Source organism: Flavobacterium sp. DW-iso2, from assembly GCF_058725285.1.
Genome location: NZ_JBZXDY010000002.1, coordinates 234,806 through 259,132, shown reverse-complemented (window position 1 = coordinate 259,132; position 24,327 = coordinate 234,806). Strand labels below are relative to the sequence as shown.

The 24,327-nt window shown below is 34.2% G+C and carries 24 protein-coding genes; 22 read left to right on the top strand and 2 right to left on the bottom strand.

Going from position 1 to position 24,327, the window contains the following annotated elements; genetic code table 11:
• Positions 1-41: 41 nt before the first annotated feature.
• From gpmI to pruA, 13 genes are all read left to right on the top strand, one after another.
• Positions 42-1,559 (top strand): 2,3-bisphosphoglycerate-independent phosphoglycerate mutase, encoded by a 1,518-nt coding sequence (gene gpmI / locus AC4PRO_RS02555; protein ID WP_492116179.1) that lies wholly within the window; start codon positions 42-44, stop codon positions 1,557-1,559.
• Positions 1,560-1,695: 136 nt separating this feature from the next.
• Positions 1,696-2,304 (top strand): leucine-rich repeat domain-containing protein, encoded by a 609-nt coding sequence (locus AC4PRO_RS02550; protein ID WP_074722056.1) that lies wholly within the window; start codon positions 1,696-1,698, stop codon positions 2,302-2,304.
• 15 nt (positions 2,305-2,319) lie between these two features.
• Positions 2,320-2,997, top strand: a complete 678-nt coding sequence (locus AC4PRO_RS02545) for a TetR/AcrR family transcriptional regulator (protein WP_492116178.1) — start codon at positions 2,320-2,322, stop codon at positions 2,995-2,997.
• Positions 2,998-3,000: 3 nt separating this feature from the next.
• Entirely contained in the window at positions 3,001-4,659 is a 1,659-nt protein-coding gene (locus AC4PRO_RS02540) for a peptidase domain-containing ABC transporter (RefSeq protein WP_492116177.1), read from the top strand.
• A 4-nt stretch (positions 4,660-4,663) separates the two neighbouring features.
• Positions 4,664-6,013, top strand: a complete 1,350-nt coding sequence (locus tag AC4PRO_RS02535; RefSeq protein ID WP_492116176.1) for an HlyD family secretion protein — start codon at positions 4,664-4,666, stop codon at positions 6,011-6,013.
• Positions 6,013-7,401 carry a TolC family protein gene (locus AC4PRO_RS02530; RefSeq protein WP_074721607.1) on the top strand — a complete coding sequence of 463 codons (1,389 nt, stop codon included), beginning with the start codon at positions 6,013-6,015 and terminating at the stop codon, positions 7,399-7,401. Before AC4PRO_RS02535 ends, AC4PRO_RS02530 begins: the two co-directional genes overlap by 1 nt.
• Before the next feature lie 43 nt (positions 7,402-7,444).
• Positions 7,445-8,263, top strand: coding sequence for a type I methionyl aminopeptidase (map, locus tag AC4PRO_RS02525; protein ID WP_074721609.1), 819 nt, complete (start codon positions 7,445-7,447; stop codon positions 8,261-8,263).
• Between the two features lie 48 nt (positions 8,264-8,311).
• The gene (locus AC4PRO_RS02520; RefSeq protein WP_492116175.1) at positions 8,312-8,569 is read left to right on the top strand and encodes a GxxExxY protein; all 258 of its coding nucleotides are present in this window, start codon (positions 8,312-8,314) and stop codon (positions 8,567-8,569) included.
• A complete protein-coding gene (locus AC4PRO_RS02515; RefSeq protein WP_317040259.1) occupies positions 8,559-8,726 on the top strand; it encodes a GxxExxY protein in 168 nt (55 codons plus the stop codon). Before AC4PRO_RS02520 ends, AC4PRO_RS02515 begins: the two co-directional genes overlap by 11 nt.
• 50 nt (positions 8,727-8,776) lie before the next feature.
• Positions 8,777-9,547, top strand: coding sequence for a class I SAM-dependent methyltransferase (locus tag AC4PRO_RS02510; RefSeq protein ID WP_074721611.1), 771 nt, complete (start codon positions 8,777-8,779; stop codon positions 9,545-9,547).
• An 82-nt stretch (positions 9,548-9,629) separates the two neighbouring features.
• Positions 9,630-10,886 carry a type IX secretion system plug protein gene (locus tag AC4PRO_RS02505; protein ID WP_492116174.1) on the top strand — a complete coding sequence of 419 codons (1,257 nt, stop codon included), beginning with the start codon at positions 9,630-9,632 and terminating at the stop codon, positions 10,884-10,886.
• A gap of 81 nt (positions 10,887-10,967) precedes the next feature.
• Positions 10,968-11,354 (top strand): Co2+/Mg2+ efflux protein ApaG, encoded by a 387-nt coding sequence (apaG, locus tag AC4PRO_RS02500; RefSeq protein WP_074721615.1) that lies wholly within the window; start codon positions 10,968-10,970, stop codon positions 11,352-11,354.
• A 169-nt stretch (positions 11,355-11,523) separates the two neighbouring features.
• Positions 11,524-13,152 carry an L-glutamate gamma-semialdehyde dehydrogenase gene (gene pruA / locus AC4PRO_RS02495; RefSeq protein ID WP_492116173.1) on the top strand — a complete coding sequence of 543 codons (1,629 nt, stop codon included), beginning with the start codon at positions 11,524-11,526 and terminating at the stop codon, positions 13,150-13,152.
• Between the two features lie 289 nt (positions 13,153-13,441).
• On the opposite strand, the gene AC4PRO_RS02490 is transcribed toward pruA, so the two are convergent.
• Entirely contained in the window at positions 13,442-14,530 is a 1,089-nt protein-coding gene (locus AC4PRO_RS02490) for an NHL repeat-containing protein (RefSeq protein ID WP_492116172.1), read from the bottom strand.
• 340 nt (positions 14,531-14,870) lie between these two features.
• Between AC4PRO_RS02490 and AC4PRO_RS02485 the strand changes: the two genes are divergently transcribed.
• From AC4PRO_RS02485 to AC4PRO_RS02475, 3 genes are read left to right on the top strand one after another with little or no spacing between them, the layout of a single operon-like run.
• Positions 14,871-15,884 (top strand): sensor histidine kinase, encoded by a 1,014-nt coding sequence (locus AC4PRO_RS02485; protein WP_492116171.1) that lies wholly within the window; start codon positions 14,871-14,873, stop codon positions 15,882-15,884.
• Between the two features lie 47 nt (positions 15,885-15,931).
• Positions 15,932-17,110: an alpha/beta fold hydrolase gene (locus tag AC4PRO_RS02480; RefSeq protein WP_492116170.1), complete on the top strand. Its 1,179-nt coding sequence runs from the start codon at positions 15,932-15,934 to the stop codon at positions 17,108-17,110.
• A gap of 36 nt (positions 17,111-17,146) precedes the next feature.
• Positions 17,147-17,842, top strand: a complete 696-nt coding sequence (locus AC4PRO_RS02475; protein WP_492116169.1) for a LytR/AlgR family response regulator transcription factor — start codon at positions 17,147-17,149, stop codon at positions 17,840-17,842.
• A 74-nt stretch (positions 17,843-17,916) separates the two neighbouring features.
• On the opposite strand, the gene rsmG is transcribed toward AC4PRO_RS02475, so the two are convergent.
• The gene (gene rsmG, locus AC4PRO_RS02470) at positions 17,917-18,546 is read right to left on the bottom strand and encodes a 16S rRNA (guanine(527)-N(7))-methyltransferase RsmG (protein WP_492116168.1); all 630 of its coding nucleotides are present in this window, start codon (positions 18,544-18,546) and stop codon (positions 17,917-17,919) included.
• 108 nt (positions 18,547-18,654) lie between these two features.
• Between rsmG and AC4PRO_RS02465 the strand changes: the two genes are divergently transcribed.
• The 6 genes from AC4PRO_RS02465 to AC4PRO_RS02440 all read left to right on the top strand — a co-directional run bounded on the left by AC4PRO_RS02465 (position 18,655) and on the right by AC4PRO_RS02440 (position 24,318).
• Entirely contained in the window at positions 18,655-19,746 is a 1,092-nt protein-coding gene (locus tag AC4PRO_RS02465; protein WP_492116167.1) for a fatty acid desaturase family protein, read from the top strand.
• 83 nt (positions 19,747-19,829) lie between these two features.
• Entirely contained in the window at positions 19,830-21,017 is a 1,188-nt protein-coding gene (locus AC4PRO_RS02460; protein WP_492116166.1) for a pyridoxal phosphate-dependent aminotransferase, read from the top strand.
• A 300-nt stretch (positions 21,018-21,317) separates the two neighbouring features.
• Positions 21,318-22,478 carry a formate-dependent phosphoribosylglycinamide formyltransferase gene (purT, locus tag AC4PRO_RS02455; RefSeq protein WP_492116165.1) on the top strand — a complete coding sequence of 387 codons (1,161 nt, stop codon included), beginning with the start codon at positions 21,318-21,320 and terminating at the stop codon, positions 22,476-22,478.
• Positions 22,479-22,480: 2 nt separating this feature from the next.
• Positions 22,481-22,816: a DUF6370 family protein gene (locus AC4PRO_RS02450; protein WP_492116164.1), complete on the top strand. Its 336-nt coding sequence runs from the start codon at positions 22,481-22,483 to the stop codon at positions 22,814-22,816.
• A complete protein-coding gene (locus AC4PRO_RS02445; RefSeq protein WP_492116163.1) occupies positions 22,816-23,391 on the top strand; it encodes a Crp/Fnr family transcriptional regulator in 576 nt (191 codons plus the stop codon). Before AC4PRO_RS02450 ends, AC4PRO_RS02445 begins: the two co-directional genes overlap by 1 nt.
• 210 nt (positions 23,392-23,601) lie before the next feature.
• Positions 23,602-24,318 (top strand): pirin family protein, encoded by a 717-nt coding sequence (locus AC4PRO_RS02440; protein ID WP_074721632.1) that lies wholly within the window; start codon positions 23,602-23,604, stop codon positions 24,316-24,318.
• Positions 24,319-24,327: the final 9 nt, after the last annotated feature.

Here is a 24,327-nt window from a genome sequence, read left to right as displayed (position 1 = left end):
AGATTTTAGAAATACTTTATCTTTGTTTAAAATAAATTATAATGAACAAAAAAGTAATACTTATGATATTAGATGGTTGGGGAAAATCTCCTGACCCTAAAGTATCTGCTATCGACAACGCCAATATTCCGTTTATAAATAGTCTTTATAAAAATTACCCAAGTGCCCAACTTCGAACTGACGGTTTAAACGTGGGGTTGCCAGAAGGACAAATGGGAAATAGTGAAGTAGGACACATGAACCTTGGTGCAGGACGAATCGTTTATCAGGATTTAGCCAAAATAAATCTGGCTGTTGCCAATAAAACATTGGCCAAAGAGCAAGTCCTTAAGGATGCCTTCCAATATGCAAAAGACAATCATAAAAAAGTACATTTTTTAGGATTGGTTTCAGATGGAGGAGTGCATTCTCATACCTCCCATTTAAGAGGATTGATTGACGCAACCCAAGATTACGGCTTGAAAGAAGTTTTTGTACATGCTTTCACTGATGGTCGTGATGTTGATCCAAAATCAGGAAAAAAATACATCCAAGATCTTGAAAATTATATCGCAAACACTACTGTAAAAATAGCTTCAATAATAGGAAGATATTACGCTATGGATCGAGACAAGCGTTGGGAAAGAGTGAAACTAGCCTACGATTTATTGGTAAACGGACAAGGAACACATTCAAAAAATGCCGTAGCGAGTATCGAGGAAAGCTATGCAAACAATGTGACAGATGAATTCATCCATCCCATCGTCATGACCGATGCAGCTGACAAACCATTGGCCACTATTGAAAAGGATGATGTTGTTATTTTCTTTAACTTTAGAACTGACAGGGGAAGAGAATTAACCGAAGCCCTTTCTCAGCAAGATTTTCACGAAGAGAACATGCACAAATTGAGTTTGTATTATGTAACTCTGACTAATTATGATGAATCGTATAACAATGTAAAAGTTGTGTACAACAAGGACAACATCACAGAAACATTGGGAGAAGTTTTAGAAAAAGCAAATAAAACCCAAATTAGAATTGCTGAAACAGAGAAATACCCGCACGTAACTTTTTTCTTTTCAGGTGGTAGAGAAATTCCATTTAGAGGCGAAAAAAGGATATTGAAAAATTCTCCAAAAGTGGCTACTTACGATTTACAGCCAGAGATGAGTGCTTTTGAATTAACTGATGCCTTAGTTCCAGAACTTGAAAAAGGAGACGTCGATTTTGTATGCCTTAATTTTGCTAATGGCGACATGGTGGGTCATACCGGAATTATGAGTGCAGCAATCAAAGCATGTGAAGCAGTTGACAAATGTGTCGAAAGAGTAGTTACAGCGGCATTAGCTAATGATTACACCACAATCGTAATTGCAGATCACGGAAACTGTGAAACGATGATCAACCCTGACGGTAGCCCAAATACGGCACATACTACCAACCCTGTCCCTATTATTTTAGTAGACAAAGAATTAAAACAAATTCAAAATGGAGTTCTAGGTGATATTGCTCCAACTATTTTAGAATTAATGGGAATTGAAAAACCCGCAGTGATGACGCAACATTCGTTGCTTTAAGCCATTATTATAACTACCTGGTTTTAAGGGCTATTCATATCGAATAGCCTTTTTTATAAAAATAATCTAGGTATTACTATTATTTTCGATAGTAACACTATTATATTTGCGCTTATTAATCTCAAAAAAAAATGCTGTGAAAAATTTACTTCTTCAATGTTTGATTATAACGCTACTATTTAATAGCAATAGTAATGCTCAAAATACTACTTCACTCTCAAACCCTGAGACGATTATTCGTCTTGATTTAAGCAACAACAAAATTGATTTAGAAAAAGTAGACTTCTCTAAGTTTGTTAATTTAGAATATCTAAGTTTAAAGGATGATCATTTAAAAGAACTACCTAAAGAATTGTTCTTGCTGAAAAAATTAAAAACATTAGATTTAAGTGGAAACGATTTTAAGGTGCTACCTAAAGACTTTTCAAGACTTAAAACCCTAGAAAATTTGTATTTAAATGATGAGGAAAACTTAGACTTACCTCAATCATTAAACATTTTAGCAAAGTTGCCAAATCTAAAATCGTTATATCTCGATAATGATCGAATCAATTATATGCCTAGTGAAATGTTAAAACTTCAAAATTTAGAGTATTTGAGTTTGCGTCAAAATGAATTAAAGGAATTCCCGAAAAACATTAATTCTTTATCTCACTTGAAGCATTTATATTTGAATGAAAATAGTGTACCACTTGACAACGTCGAACTTAAAAATATTAATTTTGGTTTTGAAATCGATTTTTAAACGTAAACAATTCAAATGCATAGTTTAATCACAAATATAAAAATTCAAATTTCAGATAAAATCTTTGTAAAAGATCCTGAAACATCAGCTCTTGGAAAAAAGATAATTAAAGAAAGTATCATTTTAATAGATGAGATAGGGTTTGATAACTTTACTTTTAAAAAATTAGGTGCAAAAATTAATTCTAACGAAAGTTCAATCTATCGATACTTTGAAAACAAACATAAATTATTGTTGTATCTTTCTTCATGGTATTGGAGTTGGATTGAGTACAAATTATTTTTTGCCACAACCAACGTTGACGATTCATTTGAAAAATTAAAAAAAGCGATAACTGTAGTAACAGAGAAAATTGAAGATGATCTGGCTACAGAACATGTAAACGAATCCGTTTTAAATAAAATAGTTATTACCGAATTCACAAAAACGCTCCATACCAAAGAGGTTGACGAAGAAAACAAGGAAGGATTCTTTTTAATTTACAAACGAGTAATTACTCGATTAGTAGAATTAATAACTGAAGTAAATCCTGAATATCAATACGCTAGAAGTCTTGCGTCTTCGATCATTGAAGGGGCACTTCATCAGCATTTTTTAAGAGATCATTTAAAAACAATTACTAATTGTAACGAGGAAATCAGTCCAACTGCATTTTACCTTAACCTTATTTTAACTTTACTAAAAAAAAAATAGATCATGACCCCTCTAAAACGACTTTACAACTTATTAGAGCTCGATAAGAAAGATTTAACCCAATTGTTCTTTTATGCTATCATAGCAGGATTAATAAGCTTATCATTACCTCTAGGAATTCAAGCAATTATTAATTTTATTCAATCAGGCAGAGTGAGTGTTTCATGGATTGTCCTTGTCATTCTTGTGGTTGTTGGGGTTGCTTTAGTAGGCCTACTATCCTTAATGCAATTGAGAATTACTGAAAATCTACAACAAAAAATATTTGTACGTTCTTCCTTTGAGTTTGCAGCACGGCTACCCAAAATAAAATTTGAAGAGCTATACAACCAATATCCACCAGAATTAGCAAATCGCTTTTTTGATACGCTTACAATTCAAAAAGGGGCTTCAAAATTATTATTAGATTTTCCTGCAGCAATACTGCAAATAGCTTTCGGAATCATTCTATTATCTTTATATCACCCCTTTTTCCTTGCATTAGGAGCACTTTTATTTTTTCTTTTATATTTTATTTTTAAATTTTCATTCAATCCAGGAGTACAAACCAGCCTAAATGAATCTAAATACAAATATAAAGTGGCAAGCTGGCTTCAAGAAATAGGCCGTAATAATTATAGTTTTAGAGACGAGCTGAATTTTAAATACGCCTTACAAAAAAATGATAATCTAGTGGGTATTTATCTAAACAACAGAGAACAGCATTTTAATATTATAAAGAGACAATTTACACAGTTAATTTTTTTTAAAATAATTATTACAGCGAGTTTATTGTCGGTGGGAGGGTATTTAGTGCTCAACCAACTAATGAATATTGGACAATTTGTTGCCTCTGAAATCATTATTTTGTTACTGATCAATTCAGTTGAAAAAATAATTATTGGGCTAGAAACCTTTTATGATGTTTTAACTGCTGTTGAAAAAATTGGACAAATCACAGACCTAGAGTTAGAAGAAGAATCAAAAACTAATGTTTTAAATTGTTTAACGAGTATCACCTTAGCGACAAATAATCTGCGATTCAAATTTCCAGATTCGAAAGACAACATTTTGAAAAACTTAAACTTGAAAATTGAACAAGGGGAAAAAATACTTCTTGAAGGAGAGAACGCTTCTGGCAAAACAACCCTAATTAGATTGTTATCCGGGTTGATACAGCCTACTTCTGGTTCTTTTTATATCAATGACGAGACCTTTCAAAAACTTGATTTACAACACTATAGATCCCATACAGGAACAATTATTAAAGGTGAAACGCCCTTTGAAGGAACGATTCTAGAAAACATTACTTTCAATGATAGTTCTATAAGTCAAGAAGATTTAAAATGGGCTTTAGATGGTGTCCAGTTAACCTCCTTTATTAAAACGTTGCCTAATGGATTAAACACCTTATTATTTCCAGAAGGCAGACAACTGTCATCGTCAAATGCACAAAAAATACTATTAGCCCGCAGTATTATTCACAAACCAAAGATCTTGTTTTATGAAGATCCTACAGATGCAATGGATGAAAAAGTCGCTAATGAAATAATTGATTTTATAACCTCTGATAAAAATAAGTGGACCATTATTACTTCATCGAAAAATCCATATTGGAATGTGAATTGCACCCGAAAAATAATCATGCACGAAGGACAAGTACTTTTAGACACTAAAAAATAGAAAAATGCTTAATATATCTGACAATAATAAAACTCAGCTTGAATCTTTGGATAAATACAAGACCATCCAAAATTTGAGTAATAAAGTACCTTATAAAATCCTAAATCGAATAATTACGCTAATTTCAATACTTGGATTTGCTATACTTTTCTTGCCTTGGACACAAAATATCTCTGGTACTGGTGCCGTTACAACTTTGAAGCCCAACCAAAGACCGCAATCAATTCAAAGTGTAATATCTGGTCGTTTAGAAAAATGGTATGTTCAAGAAGGAGACTTTGTAAATAAAGGGGACACAATCCTTTATATCTCTGAAATTAAAGAGGATTATATGGATCCAAATTTAGTAGAAAATACCAAAAACCAAGTGAATGCAAAAAAGCAATCTTTAGAGTCTTACGGTTTTAAAGTAACTACCCTTTCTAATCAAATTCAATCTATTAAAAATGAACAAAAATTAAAAATCGAACAGGCTCAAAATAAAATTAAACAATCTGTTCTAAAAATAAAAAGCGACAGTATCGACCTAGTAGCTGTAAAAACAACCGTGAAAATTGCAAACACGCAATACAATAGATCGCTTCAACTCAATAATGAAGGTCTTAAACCCTTATCTGATGTAGAGGAAAAACGTTTAAAGCTTCAAGAAGCTGATGCAAAAATCATAACCCAAGAAAATAAGCTACTCACAAGTAAAAACGAGTACATCAATTCTAAAGTCGAAATCAATAGAATTAATGCCGAGTATGCCGAAAAGATTGCCAAAACACAAAGTGATCAATACACGGCATTAAGCAATCAGTTCGATACTGAGGCGCAGGTAAGTAAACTGGAAAACCAATACGTAAATTATAGTATTCGAAATGGTCTCTATTACATTAAAGCAGCACAAAGTGGCTATATCAATAGAGCATTGCAATCTGGTATAGGAGAAACTATTAAGGAGGGAACTCCCATTGTAACGATAATGCCCGCTGAGTATGACATCGCTGTTGAAACCTATGTCAACCCTATCGATCTTCCTTTACTGAGCACAGGCACAAAAGTTAGAGTGTGGTTTGATGGATGGCCAACGATCGTGTTTTCAGGATGGCCTGACATTTCATACGGTACCTTTGGTGGAAAAATTGTCGCGATAGGTAATTTTATAAGTCCGAACGGCCGATACAGAGTGTTGATTGCGCCAGATCAAAGCGAGGCAAAATGGCCAAAACAACTTAGCATTGGTTCAGGAGCACAAACAATTGCCTTGTTAAAAACTGTTCCTATCTGGTTTGAAGTTTGGAGAAATTTAAATGGATTCCCCCCTAATTATTACACAACAACAACTACAGAAACTAACCCAAAGAAATAATGAAATACGTACTTCTCCTTTTTCTGTTGGTAGGATTTTCTGTCTTCGGACAAAAAAATAACGCAAGTGAATTCACCTATAATGAATATCTTGCCTATGTAAAAAAATACCATCCACTCGTAAAAAATGCCAATTTAGAAATTAGTAAAGCACAGGCGAACCTCCTGATGGCTCGTGGTGGTTTTGACCCTAAAATCGAAGTCGATTTTAATAAAAAACAATTTAAAGGCACCGAGTATTATTCGATTTTGAACAGCAGCTTTAAGATCCCCACCTGGTATGGAATTGAGATTAAAGCTGGTTTTGACAATAACGAAGGGATTTACTTGAACCCTGAAAATACAGTTCCGAATAAAGGATTAACATCACTAGGAATAAGTGTTCCATTAGGACAAGGTTTGCTAATCAACCAAAGAATGGCTGATGTAAGAAAAGCCAAAATACAAATCCAACTGAGCCAAGCAGAGCGAAAACTACAAGCTATTGCTGTTTTATATGATGCTTCTCTATCTTATTTTAATTGGAAAAAAGCTCACAATGAAGTTAAATTGTATGAAAATTATAAAGTAAATGCAGAAACTCGATATAAGGGAATTCAATCTTTAATTAAACAAGGTGACAAACCGGCAATTGACAGTATAGAAGCTGGAATCATTGTGAAAAATAGATTGCTTAGTTTAGAAGATGCCCAACTTAAATTAAACAAAGCAAAACTGGAATTATCTAATTTTCTTTGGTTAGAGAACAATATTCCGCTAGAACTTTCAGATGCGCTAATTCCAGAAAGCCAATTGGAATTCACTATTCAAGAAACTTTAAAAACAAATGATTTAGTAAATCAGGACTTTGACATTGCTAATCATCCAAAAATAAACGCTCTTACTTCCAAAATCGATATTTTAACTATTGAAAAGAAATTAAAAGCGAATATGTTATTGCCCAAAATTGATATTGGTTATACTTATTTGTCTGAACCAAGCTATATTGACAACTATCAATTTCAAGATTACAAAATTGGTTTGGATTTTTATTTTCCTCTGTTTTTAAGAAAAGAGCGTGGAAGTTTAAAATTGGCCAAGTACAAAATACAGGAAACTGAGTTCGTTTTGAATTTAGAGAAAGTTCAGTTAACCAATAAAATCAATGCTCAAAAATTTGAAATCGAATCACTTTCGAAACAGAAAGCATTAATTAAGGCTCTGGTTAAAGACAATGGTACCATGCTTAATGCCGAAGAACGCTTGTTTTCTATTGGCGAAAGCTCGCTTTTTTTAATCAACACTCGCGAAAACAATTTGGTTAGCGCACAGCTTGCACAAATAATATTAGAGAATCGTTTTTACGTTTCCAATTCGGAACTTTTTAAAATCATGGCCAATCCTGATTAAATAATTTTAAAATCGTACTTTTGCCAACTGAAAATAAGAAAGTATGATTATAGTTAAATCTCGTGAAGAAATAGAATTAATGCGCGAAAGTGCTTTAATAGTATCGAAAACATTAGGAATGATTGCTTCTGAAATTAAAGAAGGAGTTACTACATTACATTTAGATAAATTAGCAGAAGAATTCATTCGTGACCATGGTGCTGTTCCTAGTTTCCTTGGTTTATATGGGTTCCCAAACTCTTTATGCATGAGTCCAAATGCGCAAGTGGTACACGGAATTCCAAACAATACGCCTCTTAAGAGTGGTGATGTTATATCAGTAGATTGTGGCGCCTACAAAAATGGATACCATGGAGATCATGCCTATTCATTCGAAATTGGCGAAGTAGATCCGGAAACAAAAAAACTATTGCAAATTACCAAAGAATCCTTGTACGTAGGTATCCGCGAATTTAAAGCTGGAAATCGCGTAGAAGATGTTGGTAATGCCATTCAAAAATATACAGAATCGTACGGATACGGAGTAGTTCGCGAATTAGTTGGACATGGACTTGGGCAAAAAATGCACGAAGATCCAGAGATGCCTAATTACGGAAAGCGCGGTCGTGGTAAACTTTTTGTCGAAGGTATGGTTGTAGCTATAGAGCCTATGATCAATCTGGGAACTAAAAACATCAAACAGCACAAGGACGGCTGGACAATAACCACCGCTGATAATAAACCAAGTGCTCATTTTGAACACGACGTAGCACTTATTAACGGCAAACCGGAAATATTATCCACATTTGCTTATGTGTATCAAGCCTTAGGAATTGTGAGTACTGAAGAGGATGAGTTTAGAAAAGTGCCATTAGTGTTATAGAATTTCGCAAAGCAGCACTAAGATTCGCTAAGTTTTAAAAGTGATTTTATGGAAAATAGCCCTCTAGAATTAAGCGAAGAGTTAAATGCACTTTCCTATAAAGTTATAGGATTAGCTATTGAAGTACATCGCACTTTAGGGCCAGGACTTTTAGAATCAGCTTATCAAGCGTGTTTGATTTATGAACTTCAAAAAGCTGGATTAAAGGTTGAAAAAGAAATACCACTTCCTATCAACTATAAACAAATCAAACTAGAACAAGGCTATCGAATCGACTTACTGCATAGAAGGCAAGTTGGTTATTGAATTAAAAACTGTTGAAGAATTTACTTCAGTTCATTTTGCACAAATACTCACATATTTAAAATTAGGCAATTATTCATTAGGGTTATTGATTAATTTTAATTCAAAAACATTAAAAAATAACATAAAACGATTCATTAATTCACAAAATAATTTTTAATTACTTTGTGAATTTCTGTGAATCCTTAGCGAATCTCTGTGTAACAACTTATGAAAAAACTGTTTAAATTAATACTCAATACCATCCCACGCCCATTGCTTATTCGTTTAAGTTATGTCGCTAGACCTGTTTTAGCTTTAGCTTTAAAAGGAGATAAATTTACCGATCCTATTGACGGAAAAAGTTTTAAAACGTTCTTGCCTTATGGCTACGGAACACAAAGAAACAATGTACTATCACCAAGTACACTTTCTTTAGAAAGACATCGTTTACTTTGGCTGTTTCTAAATAACGAATCTGATTTTTTTACTTCCAATGTAAAAAAGAAAGTACTTCACTTCGCTCCTGAGCAGGCATTCTATAAATTATTTAGAACCCAGAAAAATCTGGATTACACGACCACTGATTTATTCTCTCCGTTGGCAGATGTAAAAGCAGATATTTGCGATTTACCATTTGAAGACAATCAGTACGACGTTATTTTGTGTAATCATGTTTTAGAGCACATCCCAGATGACACTAAAGCAATGCAAGAACTATATCGTGTTTTAAAACCTGGCGGAATGGCGATTTTACAAATTCCACAAGATCTATCAAGAGCAACTACTTTTTCTGATGACACCATTACGGATCAAAAAGAACGCGCTAAAATATTTGGACAATACGATCATGTTCGCATATATGGCCGTGATTATTTTGATAAACTAAGAAGCATCGGATTTAAAGTAATCGAAGAAGATTATACTAATAAAATTGCTCCAGAACTAGTCGAAAAGTACTGTTTGGCAAAAGGGGAAGTCATCCCTGTTTGTTTTAAATAGCACATTTAAAACTCGGCAAGTAATTGGCATAATAATGGTGTTGCATAATTCGTTATATTTACCATTCCGCAATTTAATAATTATGCTTCATTCCTTTTTTCGAAAAATAATACTGCTATTCATTATCACTTCAGCTTCTGCACAAGTAGAAAATGAAATTGCACCTCCATTTAACATCAAGACCGTTTCGTTTATTCAGAACAATCAAAATGTTGTTCCGATATTTCAATTAGGCAGCGGATTCCAATTGCAATTTGATGATTTATATGGAAATGAAGCAGATTATTATTACGAAATCATTCATTGTGACTACAACTGGAAACATTCTGAAATCCCTAAAAACGAATACTTGCAAGGTTTTGACAACCAAAGAATTCAGAATTACACCAACTCCTTTAATACGTTACAGATTTATTCGCATTATACCTTATCTATCCCAAACCAATTTACACAACAGCTACGTTTGAGTGGGAATTACATCCTGAAAATTTTAAACAACGATAAAGAAGTTGTGTTTACAAGAAAATTCATTTTGTATGAAGACTTGGTCACGGTTCCCATTCAAGTAAAACGAGCAAGAACGGTAAGCAATTTAGAATACAAACAGAACCTAGATTTTTCTATAAAATCGAATACCATTACTTTTCAAAACCCTTTAAAAAATGTAAAAGTGGTATTGCTACAAAATGGAAAGTTCAATAGTGAAATAAAAAATATTCCACCGCAATACACTATTGGTAATGATTTAATATACAAATACGATACTGAAACTCAATACTGGGCAGGCAATGAATTTTTGTATTTTGAAAATAAAGATGTTAGAGCCGCCAATAATAACATATCACGAGTTGATTCAAGTACAGAAATCTATAATTCCTCTTTATACACAAATAATGCTCGTGCAAATTTCCCTTATTCCGTTTACGAAGATGTAAATGGTAATTTTGTCGTTCGCAATTTAAACGCTGCTAATAGTGCCATTGAAGCTGATTACGCTTGGGTTTATTTTAGCCTCTCTGCTCCTGCTTTTAATAACGACAACGAAATCTACATTAACGGGATGTTTAATAATTACAGTCTGACTCCTGAATTCAAGATGGATTATAATCCAAAAAAAGGGATTTATGAAAAAGCCCTTTTGATAAAACAAGGATTTACAAATTTTGAATACGTAGTTGTTGACCGTAAAGGAGCTATCGATAATGAAAACGCAATAGACGGCAATTTTTATCAAACTGAAAATGATTATTCAATTTTAGTCTACTATCGCGAAAATACAGATCGATATGACAGAGTAGTTGGAAAAGGAAACGCTAACTCCTTAAACATCATCAATTAAAAAAATAGTTCGAAAAGCCTCGATACAAAGTCAAAATTTTGTAAATTTGTTATCTAATAGACACTTAACTACTATTTTATAATGGTATCTCAAATAACAAGAGGAATAAAAATTTCGGTATTGACTAGTTTTGAAGGCACATACTTCAAGAACTATAAGATCCACTTTGCCTTTAGTTATCAGGTAACAATAGAGAACCATAGTAAAGATTCTGTTCAACTAACTTCTCGTCATTGGGAAATTTATGATTCTTTAAACAATATCGAAGTAGTTGACGGTGAAGGGATTATTGGAAAAAAACCAGTTTTAAAACCTGGTGAACTTCATACTTATAGTTCTGGATGTCTTTTATCTTCTCCTTATGGCGCTATGAAAGGTTACTTTAATATGATTAACTTCACGAGTACAAAAAACTTTAAAGTTTTTATACCCACATTTAAATTATGTGCTCCGTTTGCATTGAATTAATCTTTGCTCTGCTGAATATATTTCTCTTTCTTATCCTTTATTTACCATATTTTTAAATTATCCTTTGTACTTTTGTTGTGAAATAAATTATTCGTAATATTTCGAATAATATATTTATTCAATTGTCTAATCTTATCTGTAAACTAACAGATTAACAAATTACAATATCATGCTAAAAGGATTTTTTCACGTACCAAAAGCGGTAAACGAACCAGTAAAAGGGTATGCACCAAATTCACCTGAAAAAGCAGCCGTTCAAGCAGCTTATACTAAAATGTGGAATTCTAAAATTGACGTACCTCTATATATTGGAAGCGAAGAAATTAGAACTGGAAACACTAAAAACATGTCGGCACCACACGACCATAAACATATCGTAGGGACTTATCATCTTGCTGAAAAATCGCATGTTGAGAAAGCCATTGCAAATGCATTGGAATCTAGAACTGCATGGGCTAATATGGCTTGGGAACAACGCGCAGCTATTTTCTTAAAAGCAGCTGAATTGATCGCAGGGCCTTACAGAGCTAGAATAAATGCTGCAACAATGATTGCACAATCTAAAAATGTACACCAAGCAGAAATTGACGCTTCTTGTGAGCTAATTGATTTTTTACGTTTTAACGTAGAATTCATGACACAAATTTATGGTGATCAACCAACGTCTACTTCAGATATGTGGAACCGTTTAGAGTACAGACCTCTTGAAGGATTTGTATATGCGATCACTCCATTTAACTTTACAGCAATTGCTGCTAATCTTCCTGCAAGTGCAGCGATGATGGGTAACGTTGTAATTTGGAAACCAAGTGATAGCCAAGTATTCTCAGCACAAATTATTATTGAAGTATTCAAAGAAGCAGGTGTTCCTGATGGAGTTATCAATGTGGTTTTTGGAGATGCTCAAATGATTACTGACACTGTTTTGGCAAGTCGTGATTTTGCCGGATTGCACTTTACAGGATCAACTCATGTATTTAAAGATATCTGGGCTAAAATAGGAACAAACATCCATCACTATAAAACATACCCAAGAATCGTAGGAGAAACTGGAGGAAAAGATTTTATTATCGCTCACTCTAGCGCTAACCCAAAACAAGTTTCTACAGGAATTGTGCGTGGTGCGTTCGAATTTCAAGGTCAAAAATGTTCAGCAGCTTCCCGATCTTATGTTCCACAAAGCCTTTGGCCAGCGGTAAAAGAGCAAATTATTACTGATGTAAAATCAATGAAAATGGGATCTCCTGAAGACTTTGGTAATTTTATTACTGCAGTGATTCACGAAGGTTCATTTGATAAACTAGTTAGTTTTATTGACCAAGCTAAAAAAGATACTGACGCTGAAATCATCGTTGGAGGAAACTACGACAAATCAGTAGGGTACTTTATTGAGCCTACAGTTATCGTTACAACAAACCCTCATTACTCCACAATGGAAACTGAATTATTCGGACCAGTAATGACTATTTTTGTTTACGAAGATGCTAAATGGGAAGAAACATTAGAATTGCTTGACGCTACTTCACCATATGCATTAACAGGAGCTGTTTTCAGTCAAGATCGTTATGCTATTGAAGTAGCAACTGTAAAATTACAAAACGCCGCTGGTAACTTCTATATCAATGATAAACCAACAGGTGCTGTTGTAGGACAACAACCTTTTGGTGGGGCAAGAGCTTCTGGAACGAATGACAAAGCAGGTTCACCATTGAACTTATTGCGTTGGGCTTCACCTAGAACTATTAAAGAAACTTTTGTAACTCCAGTTGATTACAGATACCCATTTTTGGGAGAATAGTTTTTTAAGTACCAAGTTAGTTTACGAAGTACGTCAAATATAAAAACCCACAAGATTCAAATTAACTTGAAATCTTGTGGGTTTTTTAATATCGTAAATTGTATTGAGTTCTTTTGAGACATCATTAGAAGTAGTCTTGACTTTCTGTAAATCTTCAGTTCTGTTTAGTTTTAAGATATTTGAGTTTTCATTTAAGCTTATGCTTATTACTATAATTGCCGAACCCTAGAGTTAAACACAATATAATCTATTAATTTTCGAAAACAAAAACGAGTACAATGCTACAATTTTAGTCTTCCAACTCGAAACTAGATATAGTATGAAAAGTATCAATCTCCGTATTCTTTGGTCCTTTAAAAGTATCATAATTTACCACTAGTAACTTCCCTTTATAAATGATAGTTTCACAAGGACTATCCAATTGTCCATCGGCGCCATCATTGTTGCCGTTTTCCCAAATCAAAGAGATGGTATTTGTATTTAAATCCAGCTGATGAACGCTGTTATTGTCATAATTGGCTATGAAAATGGAATTCCTTTTCTTGTCGTAAAAAAAACCGTCACTGCATTTTAATTGATCCGAATCGAAAACCACTTTTTTAGATTTTACTTTACCATCTTTAAAAAACTCAATCTTAGTAATCACGCCATCGCCAAAACTCCCTCCATATAAATTTCCTTTTTTGTCAAATGCAATGCCGTCAATTCCAAGTGAATGTTTATCGGTTCCAGGTTTCAAAGTAAAAGTACTAATCAGATATTTTTGTTTGTTTGATGCATCTAAGACAATCTTGTTTTTATTTAGTTCCTCTAGCGAAAAACTATAAATACCACTTTCTATACTATTTTTGAACGAAGCATCTGTAATATAAATACGGTTTTTAGACCAGCGGAGTCCATCTGAAAAATTGAATCCTTCAACCAAAACTTCAGCGTTAACAGGCTTTCCTTCTTTCACAATAATTCTTATTAATCTCGAAGCATCCGTTTTTCTTGCAAAACACTGATTGTCTACCACATACAAATTCCCATCCGGCCCAAACTCCATTCCCATCGGATGAACTCTTTTTGTTTCAGGATGCAGCGGTAATTGATCAAACCAAGTGACTGGCTTGTCGTTTTTATCGAAAGTTAAAATCTTAGCTCCGTTAACCTCAAAGGAAGTGGGGTTTGTAATCGATAAAAACAAATTTCCTTTTTTATCCAAGGCCATTCCGTCTGGCGTGGTACATGTTTCTCCTAAATCAGCAAAAAGCGTTGGTTTTACAGATTTCGAAATAGGACTATAACTAATTTCTTGTTTGACTTCTTGCGAAAACAAACATGAGGCGCTAATAAATAGCACAGTACTCATTACATTTTTAATCATTGCTTTCATTTAGTTTATGGTTTTTAATTTTTTAAAATAAGTTTCGTTTTATCTCTTTTTCTAGAAATAAAACTAATAACACAATAAGTTTGATCATCATTTATTTATTTTTAGCGAATATAACCTCAGAACAATTCGCCTATTTTATGCGCAAATAGAGACACTGTTTTAGCATTCAAATAACAAATTTTAAGAGAATAATGCATTCGTATGCCAAAAGGTTATTTTCAGAAGCTAAATGCTATTATTTGTCCTAACAAATGAAGCTCGTTTCTATATTTTATTACCTTGGCACCACTTAAAACAGAATATGATTTTTTTTAAAAACCTTGACATTAAAAGAGTCCTTATGCATTGTGTATATTGGATTTCCTTTTTGCTTTTATACATTTCTGGTAAGTCTGAAGATGAAAGTTATTATAATTTTACTTTTGTTTATGCCTGGAAGATTTTAGCACAGGCAACCGCCGCCTACGGATTGATTTATTGGATTATTCCTCAAACACTTAACAAAAAGAAATATCTGTTTTTTATTATTTGTGCAACAGGTTGGCTTTATCTTGTTTTTGGGATTTTAATGACTTTTAAATATTACTATCTCGAACCAAAATTCCCTAGTTTCTTTGATGGCTGGCTTGGGCATAAAATGTCAGTTTCTGAAAGACTGACTTCTTTTAAATTAATATTCAGAGAATTTTCTTTTATTACGTATCCAATTATAATCTTAGGATTTATCAGTTTTAATCGCAAGCAACAACGTCTTTTAAAACTGGAGGAAGAGAAAAAATCAATGGAATTGAAGTTTCTAAAAAATCAACTAAACCCTCATTTTCTTTTTAATACCTTAAATAATTTATACACACTGACTTTAAAAAAAGATGAAAAAGCGCCTGAAGTAATTGCAAAATTATCTGAGATTCTGGATTTTGTATTATACCGTTGCAATGATGATTTTGTTTGTATAAAAAAGGAGATCAACTTATTGGAAAACTACATTTCATTAGAAAAATTACGCTATAACGAAAACAGGCTAGACATTTCGTTTACCAAAGACATCCACGAAGACAGCAAAATTTCGCCGCTAATTCTGTTGACTTTTGTAGAAAATGCATTCAAACACGGTGTGATCAATGAAACCGAGAAAGCAGTAATTCGCATGAATTTAGAAACTAAAAAACAGCAAATTATTTTTAGCATCGAAAATACAAAACCCCAAAACGAAACGGCGAGAAGATCAGACAAATCACAAATCGGTCTCGAAAACGTTCGGAAACAATTGGATTTATTATATCCAAAAAACCATCGATTAGAAATAGAAGAAACACAAACAAAATACATTGTTAAACTTTGCCTTAATCTTTAGCATTTTAAATCAATTTCTTTTCAAAAAATCATTCATCAAACGAATCTATGAAACACAAATTTTTAATTAGCATTTTATTTTTCAGCACTTTTATCGCGGCGAATAGCCAATCCAAAACCATTGACACCTTAGTAGATGTTGGCAACCACAAAATCCATTTCAAGATTGTAAAAGGTAAAGGAATACCAATACTATTTGATGCTGGAGGAGGAAATAGCGGTGCTGTTTGGAATTCATTATTAGACCAAACTTCTAAAATAACAAATACGACTCTGATAACATACGACAGAGCTGGTTATGGCAAAAGTACTATTGATACATTACAAACTGATGAATCTAAACACGGTATCATAAGCAGTATTGAAGATCTTGAAATCGGGTTACAAAAATTGGGTTACGACAAAGAAATCGTATTAGTTTCTCATTCTTATGGTGGCTATCTTTCGGCACTTTATGCTTCAAGACATCCTAAATTAGTTAGAGGAGTTGTGCTGATCGATGTCAACCACAACTTTTATGAAGATGGTCATATCGAAAAAATAGTCGCGGCACAAAGTGATGAACTTGTAGCAAACTGGAAAAAGAATAATAAAGGCACTTACTTTATGTCTGCTACTATTCTTGAAACCGTGAAAATAATGAGTAAAATTTCTATTCCGCAAAACATTCCTGTCGTTGATTTTGTTAGCGAATTACCCTCTGAAAAAACAGCAGAACTAATTGCACGTTGGAAAGAGTGTCATAAAAAATATGTAGAAAATAATCCTAACGTTACCGGCATTACAGCTCAGGCTTGCCATCACGGCATTTGGATGGACAATCCACCATTAGTAATAACTGCAATTTCAAAAATTTATGCCAACACTTCTAAGCAAAAAACAGAAATTCAGGAACGAATCATACAATATAATATGCAAGCCAGTAATGACGAAAAAGGTGCAGATTTGACTTTCAATCATTCTGAAGATGATTTGAATACTTGGGGTTATGACTTATTGAGAAAGAATGAAAATCAAAAAGCTGCAGAAGTTTTTAAACTTAACATAACATTAAATCCAAATAGTTCAAACGCTTATGACAGTTATGGGGAAGCTTTGCTAAAAACAGACAAAAAAGAAGAAGCAATTTCGATGTATAAAAAGTCTGTCGAACTAAACCCTGAAAATAAAAACAGCAAAGAAGTTTTAGAAAGAATAACAAAAGACAACTCAAAACCGCTAAATTAGATTTTTAAAAATTTCAAAACACCTATTCTTTTTCGAATGAAATACAAATGTATCATTATAGACGACGAACCATTGGCAAGAGAATTGATTGAAACCCATCTGGCACATTTCGACAACTTCGAATTGATAGCTTCTTTTGAAAACGCACTCAAAGCCTATGTTTTTTTAGAAACAAACACCATAGACCTGATGTTTCTCGACATTGAAATGCCTTTACTTAAAGGGAATGATTTTCTAAAAAAACTCAAAAACCCACCTAAAGCAATATTCACCACTGCTTTCCGCGAATACGCATTAGAAGGTTACGAACTCAATGTGATTGACTATCTTTTAAAACCCATTACCTTTGATCGGTTTTTTGTTTCGATTGAAAAATTCAAGCAATTACAAAACCAAAAAATCATAGAAAAACCAAGCAACGAAAACCACATTTTTGTGTCCAGTGGAAATAAAAATATCAAAATTGTCTTTGATGCCATTTTATACATTGAGAGTTTGAAAGATTATGTCACGATCCATCTTGAAAACAGTATTTCACATCATATTAAATACAACATCTCCGCTTTCGAAAAATTGTTAAATCCTGACTTTATACGGATTCACCGCTCCTATATTATTCATACCAAGAAAATAGCGGCATACACTAAGAACGAAGTGGAAATAAACACCATTGAAATACCAGTAGGAAGCAGTTATAAGGAAATTTGGCAGGACTATTTAAAAGAAATTTAAAGCAAAGGACTAGAAACAAAAAAGCCGAACCAAAATTAAATTCTGGTTCGGCTTTCTTGCTTCTATTAAATTCCCTAACTCGTAAACTTCAACGGTACATGTACCACTTTCTTCGTTTCAAAGAATTGATCTTCGAAGAAATCAGCTAAATCATATTGTGTTGCTTTTGGGAAGTCTTTTAATTCTTCTGTTAAATCACCCCCTTTTAGATAAAGAATACCATTTTTCAGCTCATGCTTGCTTTTCTTTTTGACTTTGTCTTTTATCCAAGACACAAAATCAGGCATATTAGTTACGGCGCGACTTACAATAAAATCAAAATCACCTTTCACTAATTCTGCTCTTAACTGATCTGCCTTAACATTTTCAAGTCCTAATGCATCAACTACAGCCTGAACTACTTTGATTTTCTTCGCTATAATATCAATCAGATGAAAACGTGTTTCTGGAAAAAGAATCGCTAATGGAATTCCAGGAAATCCACCACCAGTTCCCACGTCAAGAACATACGTACCTGGCACAAAATCTATGATTTTTGCAATCCCCAACGAATGCAAAATATGCTTTGTATATAAAGCGTCAATATCTTTTCTCGAAATAACATTTATTTTTTCGTTCCAATCGTGATATAAAAAGTCTAATTTTTTGAATTGCTCCTTTTGGACATCAGTCAAATTAGGAAAATACTTAAGAATCTCGTCCATCGTTCAAATTTTTTAACAAAAGTACTGTTTTTAACTCTGAAATATTTAACTCAATTTGGCATACTTAAAATTTATAATAATTATCTTTGGAACTTATTACATTTTTATATGACCAAAACACCTCCTACATTTGCAAAGCAAGATAAATTAAAGTTCTTTAGAACACTTAACTCTCGCGTAAACAATTACTTCAAGGAAAATAATATCAAGAAAACCGGAAACTGGAAACTCCATTTGAAAACCGTTATTTTGATAACCGTTTTTCTTGCGCCTTACTTTTTAATTCTAACTCTTGATATGCCTTTCTGGGCTCACCTTCTGCTGACAATCGTTATGGGTATAGGTATGGCTGGAGTAGGTATGAATGTAATGCATGATGGAAATCATGGTTCGTATTCTAATAAAAACTGGGTAAACAAATTCATGGGCGGTACCATATACATTCTTGCCGGAAACGTACATAACTGGCAAGTACAACATAATGTATTGCACCACACTTACACGAATATCCCTGGCCATGATGAAGATCTGGATGCTGGACGTATCATACGATTTACAAAAGATGCAAAATGGCATTCTTTCCATCGCTTTCAACAATATTATTCTGTGTTTTTATATGGTTTATTAACTTTCAATTGGGCTATCACAACCGATTTTAAGCAAATGAAAAACTACCTAAAAAGAAAATTATCCTACGGTGAAGCTAAAAGTCCAAAAATACTTTGGACGACTTTGATAATCACTAAAGTTATTTACGTTTCCGTTTGGATTGTATTACCTATCGTTATTGGTATCGCTTGGTGGAAAGTATTGATCGGTTTCTTTATCATGCACTATACTGCAGGATTAATTTTAAGTATCGTATTTCAATTGGCACACGTGGTCGAAGAGACAGAGAATCCTTCTCCTAATGAATTAGGAGAAATGGGCAACACCTGGGCGATTCACCAACTATTTACTACGACTAATTTTGCTCCAAAAAACAAAATAGTAAACTGGTATACTGGTGGCTTGAATCACCAAATTGAACATCATATTTTCCCAAATATCAGCCATATACATTATGGAAATATTGCGAAAATCGTTAAGGAAACGGCAGAAGAATGCAATTTACCCTATTATGAATACAAAACAATGCGAAGTGCCGTTATTGCTCATTTCAAACATTTGAAACAGTTAGGAATGAAACCAGCAATGTAGAGATGCATTGACATTCTACAAAAATAAATAATTAACCTCCCTTATTTTCTATTAACAAATTAGGGCCAGCAACACTTTTTTTAATGAATCACTTACTTTCAGACAGAATTAACAACCTTGCTACATCACAAACATTAGCAATGGCAGCTTTGGCTAGAGAACTAAAAGCACAAGGAAAAGACATTATCAGTTTAAGTTTAGGAGAACCTGATTTCAATACTCCAGACTTTATCAAAGAAGCGGCTAAAAAAGCGATCGACGAAAATTATAGCACCTACTCTCCTGTAGATGGATATGTTGAATTGAAAGAAGCTATTTGCAGAAAATTCAAAAGAGACAATGATTTAGATTATAAACCATCACAAATTGTAGTTTCGACAGGAGCAAAACAATCGTTATACAACATCGCACAAGTAATGTTAAACGATGGTGACGAAGTAATTTTACCCGCACCTTACTGGGTTTCTTATTTCGAAATCGTAAAATTATCAGGTGGGGTTCCAGTTGAAGTTCCTACTTCTATTGAAAGCGATTTTAAAATCACACCAGCACAATTAGAAGCAGCTATCACGCCAAAAACAAAAATGATGTGGTTCAGTTCTCCTTGTAATCCAAGTGGTTCTGTTTACAACAGAGAAGAACTAACAGCATTAGCTAAAGTATTAGAAAAATACCCTAACATCATTGTGGTTGCAGATGAAATCTACGAGCACATCAATTTCTCAGGGACTTTTTGCAGTATTGCATCTATCCCTGGAATGTTAGAAAAAACAGTTACCGTAAACGGAGTTGCAAAAGCATTTGCAATGACAGGATGGAGAATTGGTTATATTGGAGGTCCAGAATTTATCGCTAAGGCCTGTACAAAAATACAAGGACAAGTAACAAGTGGCGCAAACAGTATTGCACAACGTGCTACTATTACTGCTGTAGATGCTGATCCATCAGTATTAAACGAAATGGTTCAAGCTTTCCACAGCCGTAGAGATTTAGTTGTTGGTTTATTGAAAGAAATTCCAGGGATAAAAATCAATGTGCCAGAAGGTGCTTTTTATGTATTCCCAGACGTATCTTCGTTCTTTGGCAAAACATTAAGAGGAACTTTAATCAAAGACGCTAATGACTTTTCTATGTATCTTTTAGGCCAAGCTAATGTGGCAACCGTAACTGGCGACGCATTTGGTAACCCGGATTGTATCCGTTTCTCTTATGCAACAAGCGAAGATATTTTGACAGAAGCTTTAAAACGAATCAAAGAAGCGGTTTCATAAGTAACAAACCCTTCCATTTTTTAAAATAGTTTAAGGTTCAGAGTTTCATAACTTTGAATTTTAAACTATTTTTGTTTTAGGGCGTGACCTCGTTAAAAAAAAAGAAGGCTTTTTCTTCAACGAGGTCGGGCTATACGTTGCAATCTTTTATTCATTCCGCTAGCGCTACATGATAAAAGGATTTCCACTACACACGAGCGATAGCGAACTGGCGAAGCAATCCCTCACGCGGAAAACATCACGTCCAGACAATAATATGTAGGGGCAGGTCGCGACCTGCCCCTACGAAAAACATAAAACATGAAAATACTACTTCTAGGCTCAGGCGAATTAGGAAAAGAATTTACAATTGCCGCACAACGCATCGGCCAAACCATAATTGCGGTAGACAGTTATGAAAACGCTCCTGCTATGCAAGTGGCTCATCGTTTTGAAGTCATCAACATGCTTGATGGAGAAGCTTTAGATCGTATTGTAGCCAAACACAAACCTGATTTTATTGTCCCTGAAATAGAAGCCATTCGTACCGAACGCTTTTATGATTACGAAAAGCAAGGCATTACCGTGGTTCCCTCTGCAAAAGCGGCAAACTTTACGATGAATAGAAAAGCAATCCGTGATTTGGCTGCCAAAGAATTAGGTCTAAAAACGGCCGCTTATCGATACGCCACCACTGCCGATGAATTACGAAAAGGAGTTGAAGCCGTGGGAATGCCTTGCGTAGTAAAACCATTAATGAGTTCGTCAGGAAAAGGACAATCAACCATAAAAACAGCAGCCGATATCGAGAAAGCATGGAATTATGCCGTAGAAGGTTCTCGCGGTGATGTCGTGGAAGTGATTGTAGAAGCCTTTGTCAAATTCAATTCGGAGATTACATTGTTGACCGTTGTTCAAAATAACAATCCTACTTTATTTTGTGCGCCTATTGGTCACCGACAAGAGCGAGGCGATTATCAGGAAAGCTGGCAACCTGCCCGAATTTCAGACAAAGAATTATACGAAGCACAAGACATGGCCGAAAAAGTGACCGAAGCCCTTGGCGGCGCCGGACTTTTCGGAGTCGAATTTTTCCTTGCTGATGATGGTGTTTATTTCTCAGAACTCTCCCCTCGCCCACATGATACCGGAATGGTAACTTTGGCTGGAACACAAAACTTTAACGAGTTTGAACTGCATTTGCGCGCTATTTTAAGTCTGCCTATATTTGAAATTACCTTAGAAAAAGCGGGGGCCAGTGCCGTAATTGCGGCTTCTGAAAACTCCGCAAATCCAAGTTTTTCGGGAATAGAAAAAATCGCGTCTCTCCCTAAAACCGATTTCAGAATCTTTGGTAAACCCACTTCAAGACCGTACCGAAGAATGGGAATTGCACTAGTCAATGACACTTTAGAAACTCCTATCGAAGAAATTGTGGAAAAAGCAAAAAAAGCAGCTACCTTAGTAAAAGTAAATTCGTAATTATGAAAAAAATAGTACTAGCAACATTTTTATTTATCACAGTTGCAACGAACGCTCAGGATAAAAAAGAACAATCAAAATCTCAAATAGTAGAGGCTGCCTGTGGACAATGCCAGTTTGCAATGGAAGGGTACGGTTGCGAATTAGCAGTACGCATAGACGGAAAATCGTATTTTGTAGATGGTACTAGCCTCGATTCTCATGGTGATGCTCATGCCAGCGATGGCTTTTGCGCCGCTATTAGAAAAGCAGCAGTTGTAGGTGAAATAAAAAACAATCGTTTTGTAGTTTCATCATTCAAATTACTTCCTGAGGAAAAGAAAACACCGCAGAAATAGTGTCACTAATCATTCAAAATATTAGCAAACACATTTCACTTACTCCAGAAGAACAACTATTGTTTCTATCTAAAACTGAAACGCATACTTTTAAAGCTAAAACTATTTTATTGAATTCTGGACAAATTTGCAAACATTCCTATTTCATTAATTCGGGGATCTTAAGAAGTTTCAATATCAATGATAATATCGTCGAATATGTTTTAAGTTTCGCCTGTGAAGGTTGGTGGATTGGTGACATGTACAGCTTAATTTCGCAAAAGCCAGGCAATCTTTTTATCGAAGTTTTAGAAGATGCCGAAATTGTTACACTTTCCAAAGAAAATCAAGAGTATCTCTATGCAGCGATACCAAAACTGGAACGTTTTTTTAGAATTCTAACCGAAAATTCCTTGGTTGCAAACCAAGAACGGCTTATGGATAATTTAAGTTTATCCGCAGAAGAACGCTTTGAAAAATTTCGCAGAAAATATCCTACGCTACTTCAAAAAATACCTCAAAAACAAATTGCTTCTTATATTGGTGTTACACCAGAATTTTTTAGTAAGATGAAATCGAAGTTACTCAGAAAGTAGTAGACAGTGATCAGTTTGAATTAGTGATTAGAATTGTCTCAACGATCAAAAATCCCGAAATAAATTACGATTTAAAAAATATGCACCAAACCAAACTGAATACTAAAAAACTATAAACTGATCACTGAGTACTTTCTTAATCTACATTAAGTGCCCTCTTCATTCAATGGTTGTAAATTTGCATTATAATAATCATTAAATAATTTCAACATGTCAACTACAGTTTTACATAAAGCAGATACAAGAGGACACGCAGATCACGGCTGGTTGAATGCGTATCATAGTTTTAGTTTTGCCAGCTGGTACAATCCAGAAAGAGTTCAATTTGGCGCTTTGCGCGTATTGAATGATGATACCGTTGCTGCCGGAATGGGTTTTGGTACGCATCCACATGATAACATGGAAATTATCACCATTCCGCTGGAAGGAGATTTGGCTCACAAAGACAGCATGGGAAATACGGAAATTATCAAAAATGGTGACGTACAAGTCATGAGTGCCGGAACTGGAGTAAAGCATAGCGAATTCAATCCAAACGAAGACCAAAGAACGAAATTGTTGCAAATTTGGGTTTTCCCAAATAAAAGAGACGTAGAACCGAGATACCAACAAGTCACTTTAAACCCCGAAGAAAGAAAAAACAAACTACAACAAATTCTTTCGCCAAACGCAGAAGATGAAGGCGTTTGGATTCATCAGGATGCTTGGTTTCATTTGGGTAAATTCGATAAAGGAGTAACAGCAACTTACGATTTAAAAAAAGAAGGCAATGGCGTTTATGCATTTATACTTTCTGGGAACCTAACGATTAACGGACAAGAATTAGAAACTAGAGATGGCTTCGGAATTTGGGATGTTACTGCTCTGGATATTGAAGCAACTTCAGATGCTGAGTTTTTATTAATGGAAATCCCAATGAAACACTAATAAAAATCC